This window comes from Pseudomonas qingdaonensis (assembly GCF_018398475.1).
Lineage (GTDB): Bacteria > Pseudomonadota > Gammaproteobacteria > Pseudomonadales > Pseudomonadaceae > Aquipseudomonas > Aquipseudomonas palmensis.
The window spans coordinates 5,816,249-5,830,003 of sequence record NZ_CP074676.1 but is presented as its reverse complement, the minus strand read 5'-3'; the positions used below and the strand labels follow the sequence as shown (position 1 = coordinate 5,830,003).

19 protein-coding genes are annotated in these 13,755 nt (G+C 64.7%); 14 read left to right on the top strand and 5 right to left on the bottom strand.

Translation table 11 applies throughout. The features are described 5' to 3' along the window. The first annotated feature begins 158 nt into the window (after positions 1-158). Positions 159-1,055 (top strand): peptidoglycan DD-metalloendopeptidase family protein, encoded by an 897-nt coding sequence (locus KH389_RS26740; RefSeq protein ID WP_054916463.1) that lies wholly within the window; start codon positions 159-161, stop codon positions 1,053-1,055. A 6-nt stretch (positions 1,056-1,061) separates the two neighbouring features. On the opposite strand, the gene KH389_RS26735 is transcribed toward KH389_RS26740, so the two are convergent. The 3 genes from KH389_RS26735 to phoB all read right to left on the bottom strand — a co-directional run bounded on the left by KH389_RS26735 (position 1,062) and on the right by phoB (position 4,623). Continuing rightward, the gene (locus KH389_RS26735) at positions 1,062-2,402 is read right to left on the bottom strand and encodes a hemolysin family protein (RefSeq protein WP_043861548.1); all 1,341 of its coding nucleotides are present in this window, start codon (positions 2,400-2,402) and stop codon (positions 1,062-1,064) included. A 114-nt stretch (positions 2,403-2,516) separates the two neighbouring features. After that, complete coding sequence (gene phoR, locus KH389_RS26730; protein ID WP_244988738.1) at positions 2,517-3,791, bottom strand: phosphate regulon sensor histidine kinase PhoR; 1,275 nt, start codon at positions 3,789-3,791, stop codon at positions 2,517-2,519. A gap of 142 nt (positions 3,792-3,933) precedes the next feature. Continuing rightward, the gene (gene phoB, locus KH389_RS26725) at positions 3,934-4,623 is read right to left on the bottom strand and encodes a phosphate regulon transcriptional regulator PhoB (RefSeq protein ID WP_028942483.1); all 690 of its coding nucleotides are present in this window, start codon (positions 4,621-4,623) and stop codon (positions 3,934-3,936) included. Positions 4,624-4,770: 147 nt separating this feature from the next. On the opposite strand from phoB, the gene KH389_RS26720 reads away from it, so the two are divergent. After that, positions 4,771-5,145 (top strand): COG4315 family predicted lipoprotein, encoded by a 375-nt coding sequence (locus KH389_RS26720; protein WP_213606578.1) that lies wholly within the window; start codon positions 4,771-4,773, stop codon positions 5,143-5,145. A gap of 31 nt (positions 5,146-5,176) precedes the next feature. Here KH389_RS26720 and ubiA read toward each other — a convergent pair whose 3' ends face one another. Together ubiA and KH389_RS26710 are read right to left on the bottom strand one after the other, a co-directional pair. Then, positions 5,177-6,067 carry a 4-hydroxybenzoate octaprenyltransferase gene (ubiA, locus tag KH389_RS26715; protein WP_213606577.1) on the bottom strand — a complete coding sequence of 297 codons (891 nt, stop codon included), beginning with the start codon at positions 6,065-6,067 and terminating at the stop codon, positions 5,177-5,179. Then, positions 6,067-6,633, bottom strand: a complete 567-nt coding sequence (locus KH389_RS26710) for a chorismate--pyruvate lyase family protein (protein ID WP_210014036.1) — start codon at positions 6,631-6,633, stop codon at positions 6,067-6,069. The genes ubiA and KH389_RS26710 overlap by 1 nt, the downstream gene beginning before the upstream one ends. 168 nt (positions 6,634-6,801) lie before the next feature. Here KH389_RS26710 and KH389_RS26705 point away from each other — a divergent pair, with 168 nt between their 5' ends. From KH389_RS26705 to KH389_RS26650, 12 genes are all read left to right on the top strand, one after another. Further along, positions 6,802-6,969, top strand: a complete 168-nt coding sequence (locus KH389_RS26705; RefSeq protein WP_007954349.1) for a rubredoxin — start codon at positions 6,802-6,804, stop codon at positions 6,967-6,969. 30 nt (positions 6,970-6,999) lie between these two features. Then, positions 7,000-8,148 (top strand): NAD(P)/FAD-dependent oxidoreductase, encoded by a 1,149-nt coding sequence (locus KH389_RS26700; protein ID WP_054916465.1) that lies wholly within the window; start codon positions 7,000-7,002, stop codon positions 8,146-8,148. A gap of 186 nt (positions 8,149-8,334) precedes the next feature. After that, positions 8,335-8,610, top strand: coding sequence for an HU family DNA-binding protein (locus tag KH389_RS26695; RefSeq protein WP_008366879.1), 276 nt, complete (start codon positions 8,335-8,337; stop codon positions 8,608-8,610). 272 nt (positions 8,611-8,882) lie between these two features. After that, positions 8,883-9,308 (top strand): hypothetical protein, encoded by a 426-nt coding sequence (locus tag KH389_RS26690; protein ID WP_054916466.1) that lies wholly within the window; start codon positions 8,883-8,885, stop codon positions 9,306-9,308. Continuing rightward, complete coding sequence (locus KH389_RS26685) at positions 9,298-9,510, top strand: hypothetical protein (protein WP_043861554.1); 213 nt, start codon at positions 9,298-9,300, stop codon at positions 9,508-9,510. Before KH389_RS26690 ends, KH389_RS26685 begins: the two co-directional genes overlap by 11 nt. Next, positions 9,510-9,836 carry a hypothetical protein gene (locus KH389_RS26680; protein WP_058541950.1) on the top strand — a complete coding sequence of 109 codons (327 nt, stop codon included), beginning with the start codon at positions 9,510-9,512 and terminating at the stop codon, positions 9,834-9,836. The genes KH389_RS26685 and KH389_RS26680 overlap by 1 nt, the downstream gene beginning before the upstream one ends. After that, the gene (locus KH389_RS26675) at positions 9,833-10,189 is read left to right on the top strand and encodes a hypothetical protein (RefSeq protein ID WP_043861556.1); all 357 of its coding nucleotides are present in this window, start codon (positions 9,833-9,835) and stop codon (positions 10,187-10,189) included. The genes KH389_RS26680 and KH389_RS26675 overlap by 4 nt, the downstream gene beginning before the upstream one ends. After that, the gene (locus KH389_RS26670) at positions 10,186-10,737 is read left to right on the top strand and encodes a hypothetical protein (RefSeq protein ID WP_052504257.1); all 552 of its coding nucleotides are present in this window, start codon (positions 10,186-10,188) and stop codon (positions 10,735-10,737) included. The genes KH389_RS26675 and KH389_RS26670 overlap by 4 nt, the downstream gene beginning before the upstream one ends. Further along, the gene (locus KH389_RS26665; RefSeq protein ID WP_213606576.1) at positions 10,734-11,714 is read left to right on the top strand and encodes an SEL1-like repeat protein; all 981 of its coding nucleotides are present in this window, start codon (positions 10,734-10,736) and stop codon (positions 11,712-11,714) included. The genes KH389_RS26670 and KH389_RS26665 overlap by 4 nt, the downstream gene beginning before the upstream one ends. Continuing rightward, entirely contained in the window at positions 11,705-12,406 is a 702-nt protein-coding gene (locus KH389_RS27455) for a hypothetical protein (protein WP_244988667.1), read from the top strand. The genes KH389_RS26665 and KH389_RS27455 overlap by 10 nt, the downstream gene beginning before the upstream one ends. Further along, positions 12,403-13,266, top strand: a complete 864-nt coding sequence (locus tag KH389_RS26655; RefSeq protein ID WP_088513976.1) for a hypothetical protein — start codon at positions 12,403-12,405, stop codon at positions 13,264-13,266. The genes KH389_RS27455 and KH389_RS26655 overlap by 4 nt, the downstream gene beginning before the upstream one ends. Positions 13,267-13,376: 110 nt before the next feature. Continuing rightward, the gene (locus KH389_RS26650) at positions 13,377-13,754 is read left to right on the top strand and encodes a helicase (RefSeq protein ID WP_043861558.1); all 378 of its coding nucleotides are present in this window, start codon (positions 13,377-13,379) and stop codon (positions 13,752-13,754) included. The last annotated feature ends 1 nt before the right edge of the window (position 13,755 follow it).

The window sequence follows — 13,755 nt, the reverse complement described above, 5'->3', positions numbered from 1 at the left end:
CGCCGGCAAGGCCGGCTCCTACAGCCGTAGGAGCCGGCCTTGCCGGCGAAGGACACACCACTGATCGCCTGCCATACCCCGCATCAGTCCCCGCAACACGCCCTCCATATTCCCCTGCTAGGCTTGCTCACAGCTAACCTGTCAGATGGCCACTACCGATGCCGCCACACCTGCTGCTGTTCTGCGCCCTGTTGCTGGCTGCCGGCCCGAGCTGGGCCATGACCATCTACAAGAACACCGACGCCGACGGCGTGGTGTCCTATTCCGATCGCCCCAGCCCCGGCGCTCGCGCACTGGTGTTCCGTGATCGCATGGTCGAGCAGCTGGGCCAGCAGGTGCAGTTGCAGGTCAGCAAGTACGCCGACGGCGTGCGTTTCAGTGCCCGCAACGAGCTGCACGCCCCGGTCGAAGTGGAACTGCGCCTGGAGCGCCTGGGCAACGTGCAGAACCTGGCGCCGCGCATCGTCCGGCGGGTGGTACCGGCCCGTTCCACGCTGCTGCTCACTGCCCTCGGTGCGCGCAAGCCCGGTACCCCGGTCAGCTACCGCGAGCAGTTCAACTACACGTTGGGCAACCCCGCCCAGCGCACCCAGGCCTATCGCTACCCGTTCCCCTGGCGCGGCGGCCCGTTCCGCCTCTCCCAGGGCCCCAATGGCACCTACAGCCACTTCGGCCCCAAGGGCCGCTATGCCATGGACATCGCCATGCCCGAAGGCACGCCGATCATCGCGGCGCGGGCAGGGGTGGTGATAAAGACGGAAAACACCCAGAGCGGGCGCGGTACCAACCCGGCAGGCAATTTCGTGCGGATTCTGCATGCCGACGGCACCATGGGCGTGTACCTGCACCTGATGCGCGGGTCGGTGGTGGTCAGCGAAGGCCAGCGGGTGGCCTATGGCACGCCGCTGGCAAGGTCCGGCAACACCGGCAACAGCAGCGGGCCGCACCTGCATTTCGTGGTGCAGCGCAACGTGGGGCTGGCGCTGGAGTCGATCCCGTACCAGTTCAACCAGCCCATCGGCGGGCTGCCGAGCTTTACCGCCGGCAACCCGTAAGGCGCGTCAATCGAGCTTGAGCACCTTGGCCAGCACGATCTTGGGCCCTTTCATCTTCTTGATGATGATGCGCAGGCCGTCGACCTCCAGCACCTCTTCTTCTTCCGGTACGCGCTTGAGCGTCTCGTAGACCAGGCCAGCAAGGGTTTCGGCCTCGATGTGGTCCAGGTCCACGCCCAGCAGGCGCTCGACCTTGAACAGCGGGGTGTCGCCGCGCACCAGCAGCTTGCCGGGCTGGTAGGCGAGGATACCGCGCTCGGTCTTGCGGTGTTCGTCCTGGATGTCGCCCACCAGCACTTCGAGCACGTCTTCCATGGTCAGGTAGCCGATCACCTTGCCATCGGCCTCTTCGACCAGGGCAAAGTGCGCGCCGCCCTTGCGGAACTGCTCCAGCAGCTGCGACAGCGGCATGTGCCGCGATACGCGTTCCAGCGGGCGGGTCAGCTCGGCCAGGTTGAACGACTCGGGCAGGTGGTCCAGCGCGGCCAGTTCCAGCAGCAGGTCCTTGATGTGCAGCAGGCCGACGAATTCGCCGCTTTCGGCGTCGAGCACCGGGTAGCGGCTGAACTTGTGCCGGCGGAACATCGCGAGGATCTCCTTGAGCGGCGCATGGGCGTCGAGGCTGACCATGTCTTCACGGGAATTGGCCCAGTCGACCACCTCCAGTTCGCCCATCTCCACCGCCGAGGCCAGTACGCGCATGCCCTGGTCGCTGGGGTCCTGGCCCCGGCTGGAGTGCAGGATCAGCTTGAGTTCCTCGCGGCTGTAATGGTGCTCGTGGTGCGGGCCGGGCTCGCCCTGGCCGGCGATGCGCAGGATGGCGTTGGCACTGGCGTTGAGCAGGTAGATGGCCGGGTACATCATCCAGTAGAACAGGTACAGCGGCACCGCCGTCCACAGCGACAGCAGTTCGGGCTTGCGAATGGCCCAGGACTTGGGCGCCAGCTCGCCGACCACGATGTGCAGGTAGGAGATCACGAAGAAGGCGCTGAAGAACGATACGCCCTTGATGACTTCGGGCGATTGCACGCCCACCGCCGCCAGCAGCGGCTCGAGCAGGTGCGCGAAGGCCGGCTCGCCGACCCAGCCCAGGCCCAGCGAGGCCAGTGTGATGCCCAGCTGGCAGGCCGACAGGTAGGCGTCCAGCTGGCTGTGTACGGTACGCAGGATATGCCCGCGCCAGCCGTTCTTGCCGGCAATCGCCTCGACCCGGGTCGAGCGCAGCTTGACCATGGCGAACTCGGCCGCAACGAAGAATCCGTTGAGCAGAACCAGCAGCAGAGCAAAAAGAATCATGCCGAAATCGGCGAACAGTGAAGCGAGGGTGATACCAGGGGAAGGGTCCATGATGGAGTTTTACGGGGTCCGTCTTCTGAAATAAGGGAGTGTGGCAATGCCAGCAGGTACTGGCGCGAGTCAGCCAATGTAGCGGCTGACTGCGCAAATTTAAAGGGCGGTCGCTCAGGAAACGGTGCGGGTTGCCACCTGAACGGGGGCGAAATGGCAGGTAAAGGTACTGCCGTGGCCCGGTACGCTGCTGATCTCCAGCCGGCCGCGGTGGCGCAGCAGTACGTGCTTGACGATCGCCAGGCCAAGGCCGGTGCCGCCGGTGGTGGAGTTGCGGCTGGAGTCGACGCGGTAGAAGCGCTCGGTCAGGCGTGGCAGGTGCTTGGGGTCGATGCCGATGCCCGAGTCCTGCACGCTCAGGTGCGCGCCCTGGGCGTCGGCCCACCAGCGGATGCGGATCTGGCCCTCATCCTGGGTGTACTTGACGGCATTGAACACCAGGTTGGAGAACGCGCTGCGCAGTTCCGCCTCGCTGCCCTTGAGGCGCACGCCCGGCTCGGCGTCCAGGGTGATGCGCTGGTTGCGCTGGCCGGACAGGGCCTGGGCATCGCCCTTGATCGACTGCAGCAGGGTGTCTATGGCCACCGGCTGGTTGTCGGAGGGGTAGTCGGTGGCCTCCAGCTTGGCCAGCAGCAACAGGTCGTTGAGCAGTGTCTGCATGCGCACGCCCTGCTGCTGCATCTGGGTCAGGGCCCGCACCCAGCGCGGGTTCACCTCCTCGACGTTGTCGAGCAGGGTCTCCAGGTACCCGGCAATCACCGTCAGTGGCGTGCGCAGCTCGTGGGAGACGTTGGCGACGAAGTCCTTGCGCATCTGTTCGAGCTGGTGGATGCGGGTCACGTCGCGCACCAGCATCAGGTGTTCGTTGTTGCCGTAGCGGGTGATGTGCAGCTGGATGCGCAGGCGGTCGCTGATGGGCGAGGGGATTTCCAGCGGTTCGAGGTAGTTCTCCTGTTCGAAGTACTCCTTGAAGCGCGGGTGGCGCACCAGGTTGGTGACCGGCTGGCCGCTGTCCTGTGGGGTCTTGAGCCCCAGCAGGGTCTCGGCGGCGCGGTTCCACCACTCCAGGTTGCCGTCGCTGTCGAGCATGATCACCGCGTCCTTGAGGGCGGCGGTGGACTCCTGCACGCGGTCGATCACTGCCTGCAGGCGCCCGCGCACGCGTTGGTCGCGGCGTTGCAGGTGGTAGATGCTGTCGAACACCTCGCCCCACAGGCCATAGCCGTCGGGCGGGGCCTCGTCGGGTTTGTGCTGGCGCAGCCAGTCGTGCAGACGCAGCAGCTGCTTGAGGGTCCAGCCCAGATACACGCCAAGGCCCAGGGCCAGGCTCCAGCCGTAATGGCCGCTGATCAGCCCTGCCAGCAGGCAGACGGTGGTCAGCAGCAGCATGTGGCGAATCAGGGTGCCATGCCAGTTTTGGTTCACGGTGGGTCCTTAGGACCCGCTGCAAGCTGCAAGCGGCAAGCTGCAAGATTGAAGCGGATCTGCGTTTGCTTTTGCTCTTACTTGAGGCTTGTAGCTTGCCGTGTTCTCAACTCTTGGTTGAGAACCGGTATCCCGTGCCGCGCACGGTTTGTACCAGATTTTCGTAGGCTTCACCCAGCGCCTTGCGCAGACGGCGGATATGCACGTCGACGGTGCGCTCCTCCACGTACACATTGCCGCCCCATACCTGGTCGAGCAGCTGGCCACGGGTGTAGGCGCGCTCCTGGTGGGTCATGAAGAACTGCAGCAGGCGGTATTCGGTAGGGCCCATCTCGGCAGGCTTGCCGTCGATGGTCACGCGGTGGCTGATCGGGTCGAGCAGCAGGCCGCCGACCTCGATCGGGGCCTCGCCATCACTGGGGCCGGCACGGCGCAGCACGGCCTTGAGGCGGGCCACCAGTTCGCGCGGGGAGAACGGCTTGGTGATGTAGTCGTCGGCGCCGACTTCCAGGCCCTGGATCTTGTTGTCTTCCTCACCCTTGGCGGTGAGCATGATGATCGGGATGTCGCCGGTCAGCTCGTCGCGCTTGAGGCGCCGCGCCAGTTCGATGCCCGAAGTGCCCGGCAGCATCCAGTCGAGCAGGATCAGGTCGGGCTTGCGGTCGACGATGATGGCATGGGCCTGCTGCGAGTTTTCCGCCTCCAGGCAGTCGTAGCCGGCCATTTCCAATGCAACGGCGATCATCTCGCGAATCGGCGCCTCGTCGTCAACGATCAGAATGTTCCTGCCAACCATGCTCAAACCTCTTCCCATTAAGGTGTCTTGGCCCGCATTAGATAACGGAATTATTGCAGTCGTGTGACAGGTCGTGTGGCCTGGCGGCAACATTCCTTGGCTGAGCTAGGCTTTAGCTCCCACCCATCACCAAAAACGGTGAATCCAATGACACGACATACGCTGAACTGGATGGCTCTCTTTGCTGTTGCAGCACTGGCCCTGCCGGGGGTGGCAGCGGCCGCGCCGGGGATGGAGAAGAACGGCGTGCTGGTCGATTCTGCCGGCATGACGCTGTACACCTTCGACAAGGATGCAGGTGGCAAATCCATGTGCAATGACGACTGCGCCAAGAACTGGCCGCCCCTCAAGGCCATGGCGGGCGAAGCCGCCGAGGGCAAGTGGACGCAGATCAAGCGCGAAGACGGCTCGATGCAGTGGGCCTACGATGGCAAGCCGCTGTACACCTTCGTCAAGGACAAGAAGGGCGGTGACATGACCGGCGACGGCATGAAGGACGTCTGGCACGCCGCCAAGCCATGAGGCCGGCCTTGCGCGGCCGCCCCCGGGGCGGCTAGCGCAGGGCGTAGTCCAGTACCACGCCGATGAACACCAGCAGCCCGGCCCAGTGGTTGTGCAGGAAGGCCTTGAAGCAGGCGTCGCGATCCAGGCTGCGGGTCGACCAGTATTCCCAGGCGAAGCACAGCGCCGCGCCTACCAGCCCCAGGTGGAACCAGCCACCCAGCTCGAAGCGGTTGCCGGCCATCAGCAGGCAGCCCAGCGACAGCAGCTGCAAGGTCAGGATGATGGCGCGATCGGCTTCGCCGAACAGGATCGCGGTGGACTTGACCCCGATCTTCAGGTCGTCGTCGCGGTCGACCATCGCGTAGTAGGTGTCGTAGCCCACGGTCCACAGCAGGTTGGCGATGTACAGCAGCCAGGCGATGGCCGGCAGCTCGCCGGTGGCGGCGGTGAAGGCCATGGGGATGCCCCAGGAATAGGCCGCGCCCAGCACCACCTGCGGGTAATAGGTGTAGCGCTTCATGAACGGGTAGCAGGCTGCCAGCGCCACGGCGCCGAACGACAGCCATACCGTCTGCGCATTGGTGCACAGCACCAGCACGAAACTCAGCCCCACCAGGGTCGCGAACAGGACCAGCGCCTCGCGCCCGCTGATGCGCCCGGCCGCCAGCGGGCGTTCGGCGGTGCGCTTGACGTGACCGTCGACCTTGCGGTCGGCAAAATCGTTGATCGCGCAGCCCGCGGCGCGCATCAGCACCACGCCGAACAGGAAGATCAGCACGTTGGCCACGGTGGGCGTGCCCTTGACCGCGATCCATACCGCCGTGAGGGTGGGCCACAGCAGCAGGTAGATGCCGATCGGCTTGTCCATGCGGCTGAGCTGGATGAAGTCCCACGCCCGGGGGTGCAGGCGATTGAGCGACTTGAGCAGGCTCAGGTACATCAGCGGTCCTCCAGGCGGGTGTCGGTGGCCTGCCACAGGGCGGGCAGGAAGATCTCGGCCACCAGGATGCTCAGTTCACCCTGGTCGAACCGCGAACGGCGTGCCCACAGGCCGTCATGGCGCTGCTCGCGGGGCAACCAGGCGGCAGGGTAGTGGCACACCTCGATGGCCTGGCGGGTAAACCCGGGGCTGCAGAACAGCAACTCGCCCAGCGAACGGCTGCCCAGCGCTTCCATGTCCAGGCCGCCCTGCTGCAGGGCGCTGCGCGCGGCCACACTGCGTGCGTACACCCACGGCTGGCCATGCCCGCGCAGGTACACCTCGCGCACCCAGCCTTCGCTGCCCGGGGCCAGGCCGAGGCTGGTGCACTCGTCGGCGCGCAGCGGCTGCCAGCCCTCGTACAGGGGGGTCACGCTGAAGTGATCGGCGGATAATCGGGTCAGGCGGCGGGTCAACGAGCCCTGGTCGAACAGCCAGTCGGCGGTAAGGGGGTCGGCGCTTGCGGCCAGCGGCGTTTGCTGCTGCAGCCAGTGTGGCGCGGGCACTTGCGAGGTTTCGTACGGCACGGTAGGTATGCGGTTACAAGCCAGTGAGGCGCCGAGCTTAGCATGTTTGCCGGTTGCGCTTGCATCGCGCCACCAGCCTCAGTACAAAGCCCCCTGACGATCCATGCAGCGCCAAGACTGTAATGATCACAACCGATGTGCGTCTGGATTACTGGAGGGAGAGCGATCATGAAGAAGTGGCAATGCGTGGTATGCGGGCTTATCTACAACGAGGCCGATGGCTGGCCGGATGACGGCATTGCGCCGGGCACCTTGTGGCAGGACGTGCCGGAAGACTGGCTGTGCCCGGACTGCGGCGTGGGCAAGATGGATTTCGAGATGATCGAAATCAACTGATCATTTTTTATACAGGGAAGGGATGAAGGCATGAGCGATCCGGTGGTGATTGTCGGTACGGGGCTGGCGGGCTACAACCTCGCCCGCGAATTTCGCAAGCTCGACGGCGAGACGCCGTTGCTGCTGATCAGCGCCGATGATGGTCGCTCGTATTCCAAGCCGATGCTGTCCACCGGCTTTGCCAAGGACAAGGACGCCGACGGCCTGAGCATGGCCGAGCCGGGGGCCATGGCCGAGCAGCTCAAGGCCCAGGTGCGTACCCATACGCGCATCAGCGGCATCGACCCGGGCCACAAGCGCCTGTGGATCGGCGAGGAGCAGGTGCCGTACCGCGACCTGGTGCTGGCGCTGGGCGCGCAGACCATCCAGGTGCCGGTGCAGGGCGACGCAGCCGATGCGATCTTCCCGATCAACGACCTCGAAGATTACGCGCGCTTTCGCGCCGCGGCGGCCGGCAAGCGCCGGGTACTGATTCTGGGCGCCGGGCTGATCGGCTGCGAGTTCGCCAACGACATGCACCTGGGTGGCTTCGAGATCGACATCGTCGCCCCCTGCGAGCAGGTCATGCCGACCCTGCTGCACCCGGCCGCCGCGGCTGCGGTGCAGGCTGGGCTGCAAGGGCTTGGTGTGCGCTTTCACCTGGGCCCGGTGCTGACCCGCCTGGAACGTTCGGCCGATGCCCTGCAAGCGCATCTGTCCGATGGCAGTGTGATCGTCTGCGACCTGGTGGTATCGGCCATCGGCCTGCGCCCCCGCATCGACCTGGCTGCCGCCGCTGGCCTGCAGGTCAATCGCGGGGTGGTGGTCGACCGCCACCTGCGCACCTCGCACGCCAATATCCATGCCCTGGGCGACTGTGCCGAGGTCGACGGCATCAACCTGCTGTACGTGATGCCGCTGATGGCCTGCGCGCGCGCGCTGGCGCAGACCCTGGCGGGTAATCCGACGGTGGTCAGCTACGGGCCTATGCCCATCACGGTGAAGACCCCGGTATGCCCGCTGGTCGTTTCACCGCCGCCACGCGCCCGCGAAGGCCAGTGGCAGGTCGAAGGGCAGGGCAGCGACATCAAGGTGCTCTGCCGGGATGCCGATGGCCAGCTGCTGGGCTATGTATTGACCGGTACGGCAGTGATGGAAAAGCTGGCGCTGAACCGTCAACTTCCGCCGTTGCTGGCATAAATAGCTGTCGTTCTGTCGGATATACCCTGCCATTGCCTGAACAATGGCCGCCCAGAGACTGGCGCGGCCACTGGCGGCGTGCCATTCTCACACCCGTCTGCCGCAGTTTAGAGCCTGCGGTGCCTTAGGCGCTGCCTGCAAGGCAGCACGGCATAACAACAAAAAATCCGTCAGAGGGGCTTCACCATGCGTAAACCAGAACTCGCCGCAGCCATTGCCGAGAAAGCCGACCTTACCAAGGAGCAGGCCAACCGCGTGCTCAATGCCGTACTGGAAGAAATCACCAACGCGCTGCACAAGAAAGACAGCGTCACCCTGGTAGGCTTCGGCACGTTCCTGCAGCGCCACCGTGGCGCGCGCACCGGCAAGAACCCTCAGACGGGCGAGCCGGTGAAGATCAAGGCCAGCAACACCGTGGCGTTCAAGCCAGGCAAGTTCCTCAAGGACAGCGTCAATCCGTAAGGCCGTGGGCTACTGATTGCATTGAAGAGCGGGCACCCCTACAAGGTGCCCGTTCTTGTTTGTGTGGCGGCTCCTCGCCGACAATGCCGGCGCCTACAGGAGATAACCGCCGCCTGCAGGAGCCGGCGTTGCCGGCGAGGAACCCACCGCGCAGTGCGCTATTGCCGTGCCCCGTGCTTGTGACTAGCATACGCCGCCGCCCACACCCGCGGGGCGGTGTTCCAGGGAGGGAGCGGCATGGGCAACTCATCATTCATCGAATCGTTCGGCTCATGCCTGTGAGCTGTGCGCCCCCCTATCGCTTCTACGTCTGGTTACCCTGGGTATGCCTGGTTTCGCTGCTGTGTCTGGATGTCTACCAGTACGGCCTGCGCGTGACCGGTTTCGAGCCGTTCCTGCAAATCTACCTGCTGGGCTTCGGCCTGCTTGGCTACCCCCTGTTCGCGCTGTGGGCCAGCCGCCGCCTGCACCTGGCGCCTCGGCACCTGTGGTGGGCGCCGTTGTGGTGCGTCCCTTTCTACGCACTGCCCTGGGTGCTGTATGGCCTGGTCTACCTGCTCACCGGCCGTATCGCCGGGTTGGGCCTGATGCTGATGTGGGTGGTCTTTGTGCCCTACCTGCTGGGCGCCGGCTATTTTTTCGTCACCCTGACCGCGCTGCTGCTGGCGGCGCAAAGGCGCCTGTGCAATGGATCTTGAGCTGAAGAATTACCTGGCAGGTCTCGCCGACAGCAACCTGTTCGGCAGCCTGGCCATCCTGTGCCTGTTCGCCTTGCTGCTGAACCTCGGCGAGCGCCAGCGCAACACGCGCTGGGTTAGGCTGCTGACGTTTGGCTGCCTGTTGGCGGTGGTGCTGCTGCACGGTGTGGGCACCTACTGCATGAATACCCAGGTACCGTGATGAAGGCAGTAATCGGAGTGGTATTGGTAGCCGTGCTGGCGCTGGGGGTGGGCACGCCGCTATTCGGCAACCTGCTGATGCTGCTGATGGACCGCGACAACTTCATCCCCGCCGAATCGTCGCTGCTGAGTTTCGAGCCGTATCAGGTGTCCCAGGGCTCATCGAACTATTGGCTGTACGGCGAGGACGACCGTTACTACTACCACTTCACCCATGAGCCCACTCACCCCTATCGCTATATCGCCAAGGACAATCACTGCCCGGCGTTCGACCGTGACGATGTGCGCAGCTGGTGCAATGCGCTGCAAGGAACGCTGCCCAAATGAAGCGACAACTGCTGATCAATGTCGCCCTGCATGCTCTGGCCATCGTGCTCTACGGGGTGCTCAACGATATTGCCGTGGACTGGTACAAGGGCCACTACGGCGGCTTTACCGCCCGTGGCGTGTCCTCCGGCAGCATTGTGTTCCTGGTGATGTGGGTGTTCGTGCCGCTCAATGTGGTGCTGCCCCTGTTGACCAACTGGAAGCTCAAGTACTGGCTGGTGGCCGCGCAAATCGTGTTGATCCTCTGGTGGCTGTTGCCCGAGCACCCGGTGCGGGCGTATTTCTTCAGTTGCCTGGCGGGCGGCCTCAGCCTGTCGGCGGTGCTGATCTCGCACTGGCTGAGGCGTAAATGAGCAGCCCGACCGTAAAGCAGCAACTGTGGCGCTGGCTGGTGGTGCTGGGCGTGCTGGCGTGGGTGGGCTATCAGATTCACGCGCTGATCGAGGCACCCGGACAGACCTCGTTCGTCAGCGAGTCGGGGCGCTACCGTTTCCAGAACGTGCCGGCGCGCAGTTGGCTGATACCTTTCGGCGGCATGGGCTACATGCGCGTGACCGATCGCGAGCGCCCGGGTGAGGTCTGGCGCACGCCGCTGTACGACCTGCAGTCGCTGGACATGCGCGACTTCGAGGATGAAGCCGAAGTGGGCATCTACTGGATCAATTTCAACAAGCGCGACCGCCATTTCGACATCGCCATGCCGCAATGGGAGCCGCACTGGCTCAACAGCTTCATCGCCAATACCGACTACACCGTGGCCGAAGAACAGGCCCGCTGCCGCAAACCCGAGCACCTGGTGCGCTACTTCTGGGACCTGTGGCTGTGGCTGGTGTGGGTCAGCGACTACCCCTGCACGCAAACCGAGTACTACATCAACCCGCCCCCGGTTTATCAGCCATGAAGTCGAGTATCCCGATGCTGCTGGCCGGCCTGCTGGCAAGTGCGCTGGCGCAGGCCGCGCCGGTTTGCCCCAGCCGCGACTTCGCGATTTTTTTCAAGGCGTTTGCCGAGGATGCGCAGCTGCAGGCCGACTTTACCGCCCATACCCTGGTCGAGCAGCGCCTTCAGGCCGGGCCCGAGGGGCCGCAACCGGTGGTACGCAAGCTCGAGCCGGCCCTGCGTCCTGATCTTTCGCAGCTGTCGTCGGAGCGGGTGGCGGCCAACGGGCTGATCCGTGAAATCGCGCTGCCCGACCGGGTTTACCTGCGCGACCAGCGCGGCGAGGTGTTGCAGGCATTCATCTTCGAGCAGGCCGACTGCTGGGCGCTGGCGCGGGTCGAGGACTGGTCGCCGAGCGACGCGCTCAAGAGCGTGAAAACCCCCGATGATGCCGCCCCCGGCGTGCGTGCGCTGCAGCGCGGCGATGCCTACGAGCAACTGGGCCAGGGTGAAATCAAGCCCATCGACAAGCAGCTGTTCATCGCTGCGCTCAACAGCTACCTCGATGCCGTGGACCAAGGCTCTGCCTACGCTGCCTACAGCGCTGCGGCAATCAGCCTGTCGGGCATGGCGCCGCGCCTGAGCTACCAGCGCCTGGAGCAGTTGCTGCGCCTGTCGTCGGCCACTGTCCCTGAAGGGGCACTGATGCTGGCGAGCTTCTATTGCGACGAGGGCCAGTACCGCCCCGACGACAACACCTGCAAACACCCGCAGAAGGCCCTCGAGGCCTTGCGTCAGTCCGCCGCAATGGGCTCGGGCAATGCCTTCAACGAGCTGGGCAGCGTGTATGCGCGCGGTGAAATCGTGCCCGCCCAACCGGCACGCTCGCTGGCGTGCTACACCGAAGCGGTGGCGCACGGTGCAGACTGGGCGGACTTCAATGCCCAGGAGATGATCAAACGCGGCGCCCGCGCCGACAAGGACCAGCCATGCCTGTAGCCCAAAACTGGCGCGAATGCCTGCAAGACCCGACGCTGAGCCCGCCCGCGCCCTGGGTCAGCTTTCCCGAGCTCGACCCGCAGGGGCTGGGCAGCCTGCAGGGCGATTTCGAACACTACTGGCATTACTGCTGGTGGCCGTTCTGGTTGCGCCTGGGCAAGGCCCGCCAGCAGGCCTACCTGCTGCGCCACAACGCTCCGCGTGGCTGGGCAGAGTATCTGGCGCACATCGACAACCAGCCTCCGTCGCCCGGGCTGGCGCCACTGCCCGAACACTGGCGTGGCGACAGCCCGGTCACCCATCGCCAGTTGCTGCGCTGGGTGCTGCCGATAGTGGTGCACCTGTTTGCGGTGGTGGCCTACGTGGCGCTCAACGGCACGCTGGTGAGCTGGTACAAGCAGTACGCCGGCGGGCTGACGTCGCGCGGGGTAGCCGTTGGCATAGCGATGTACATGGTGTTCTGGTTCTTCGTCGGCATGAACCTGCTGATCGCCCTGCTGCCACGGGTGTGGGGCAAGGTACAGGCCACGGTGTTCATGGCGGCGATCATCGGCTTCTACCTGTGGCCCGAGCATCCGCTGCGGGCGCTGTTCTACAGCACACTGTCTGCCAGTGTGACCCTGGTGGCCATCGGCGCGAATGCGCAGCTGCACCGTCACTTTCTCAACCTCATCTTCAAGGGTTCGAAATGAAGCGTACCCCTCACGCCGTTGCCTTGGCGTTGTCACTGTCACTGGCAGGCACTGCCCATGCCGCAGTACCTGCCGAAAAAACCATCGAGGGCGCAGGCGGGGCGAAGCTTTCGTTCTCCAAATGGAGCGCCGAGGAGAACGGCTGGCATGCGGTGCAGTGGCAAGGCGCCAATGGCAAGGGCTTCACCTTGTACCCGCACGAGTTTGCGCGGGATGCGATCGATGGCGACGCTTCGGCAGTGTCGCCTGACGGGCGCTTCGTGATGCTCTACCGCCTGCGCCAGTCGGGGCGGCAGTTCACGCCCCCCACGCTGCGCTGCGACATGGTGGCGATGGACACCGGTTGTGTGATGGCCACGCGGCTGGCCCAGTACTGCGTGGGCCGTTGGCAGAACGGCGCCTGGCAGCCGGAGAACAAGCTGCCCTGGGCTACCAAGCTGGAAACCATCAAGCCGGCCAAGGTCGCAGGCCTGCTGCACAGCAGCGAGAACCGCGAGATACCCGCGCGTCACGCCGTACTGGCCGAAGAGGTGTACATGGGCCTGGATTCCTACATGGCCTGCCATGCGCCCCAGGACAACGTGCCCGGCTACAACGACATGGGCTACCTGATCGGCGACGACTGGAACCCCAACCTGATGCTGCGCATCTATCGCGCCATCGAGCCCTTTGCCCAGGGGCGTCGGGCGCTGCAGCTGAACATTGCCGATATTCTCTGGGGCTACGGCAACTCGCGCGAAGCCGGCCCTTACTACGCGCGCTATCGCCAGCAGATGCTGGAGGCCGGCGCGGCGCAGAAGATTCCGTCACGGGTGCAACTGCGCCTGGATGCGGTACCGGCTGCCGACCCCAACCGGTAGGCCGCACACCCTGACATACAGTCGCCTTCAACAAAGCGAAGACGGCTGTAGCCTTTGGTCGCAAAAAAGCTAAACTGCGCCCCTCAGTCACTTTTCGCCTAGGGGCGCACATGAAGTTTCGTTTTCTGCTCTGGGCCATGGGTTTGCTGATGGCCCGGGCCAGCCGCAACAACCCGGCGTTCCAGCAGCAACTGAAGGACAAGGACCTGGTGTTCCAGTTGCAGACCCTCGACGGCAAGGTCGCCCGGCACTTCATCGTCAGCAACCAGCGCATCCGCAGCAAGGGTGGCACCCATGCCGAGCCTGCGTTCGCCATTGCCTTCAAGGATGCCGCCTACGGCTTCGCCACGCTGCAGGCCAAGAACAAGCAGCTGGCGTTCATGCAGGGGATTCAGGACAAGTCGATCCAGATCAAGGGCAACCCGGCCCTGGTGATCTGGTTCCAGGGCCTGATGAAGTACCTGATGCCGCGCAAGAAGAAAGCCTGAG

Bases quoted from the DNA above. Each gene is read 5' to 3' on its own strand.
- KH389_RS26740 (WP_054916463.1), top strand. From the start codon at position 159: ATGCCGCCACACCTGCTGCTGTTCTGCGCCCTGTTGCTGGCTGCCGGC.
- KH389_RS26735 (WP_043861548.1), bottom strand. From the start codon at position 2,402: ATGGACCCTTCCCCTGGTATCACCCTCGCTTCACTGTTCGCCGATTTC.
- phoR (WP_244988738.1), bottom strand. From the start codon at position 3,791: ATGCTGCTGCTGACCACCGTCTGCCTGCTGGCAGGGCTGATCAGCGGC.
- phoB (WP_028942483.1), bottom strand. From the start codon at position 4,623: ATGGTTGGCAGGAACATTCTGATCGTTGACGACGAGGCGCCGATTCGC.
- KH389_RS26720 (WP_213606578.1), top strand. From the start codon at position 4,771: ATGACACGACATACGCTGAACTGGATGGCTCTCTTTGCTGTTGCAGCA.
- ubiA (WP_213606577.1), bottom strand. From the start codon at position 6,067: ATGTACCTGAGCCTGCTCAAGTCGCTCAATCGCCTGCACCCCCGGGCG.
- KH389_RS26705 (WP_007954349.1), top strand. From the start codon at position 6,802: ATGAAGAAGTGGCAATGCGTGGTATGCGGGCTTATCTACAACGAGGCC.
- KH389_RS26700 (WP_054916465.1), top strand. From the start codon at position 7,000: ATGAGCGATCCGGTGGTGATTGTCGGTACGGGGCTGGCGGGCTACAAC.
- KH389_RS26695 (WP_008366879.1), top strand. From the start codon at position 8,335: ATGCGTAAACCAGAACTCGCCGCAGCCATTGCCGAGAAAGCCGACCTT.
- KH389_RS26690 (WP_054916466.1), top strand. From the start codon at position 8,883: ATGCCTGTGAGCTGTGCGCCCCCCTATCGCTTCTACGTCTGGTTACCC.
- KH389_RS26685 (WP_043861554.1), top strand. From the start codon at position 9,298: ATGGATCTTGAGCTGAAGAATTACCTGGCAGGTCTCGCCGACAGCAAC.
- KH389_RS26680 (WP_058541950.1), top strand. From the start codon at position 9,510: ATGAAGGCAGTAATCGGAGTGGTATTGGTAGCCGTGCTGGCGCTGGGG.
- KH389_RS26675 (WP_043861556.1), top strand. From the start codon at position 9,833: ATGAAGCGACAACTGCTGATCAATGTCGCCCTGCATGCTCTGGCCATC.
- KH389_RS26670 (WP_052504257.1), top strand. From the start codon at position 10,186: ATGAGCAGCCCGACCGTAAAGCAGCAACTGTGGCGCTGGCTGGTGGTG.
- KH389_RS26665 (WP_213606576.1), top strand. From the start codon at position 10,734: ATGAAGTCGAGTATCCCGATGCTGCTGGCCGGCCTGCTGGCAAGTGCG.
- KH389_RS27455 (WP_244988667.1), top strand. From the start codon at position 11,705: ATGCCTGTAGCCCAAAACTGGCGCGAATGCCTGCAAGACCCGACGCTG.
- KH389_RS26655 (WP_088513976.1), top strand. From the start codon at position 12,403: ATGAAGCGTACCCCTCACGCCGTTGCCTTGGCGTTGTCACTGTCACTG.
- KH389_RS26650 (WP_043861558.1), top strand. From the start codon at position 13,377: ATGAAGTTTCGTTTTCTGCTCTGGGCCATGGGTTTGCTGATGGCCCGG.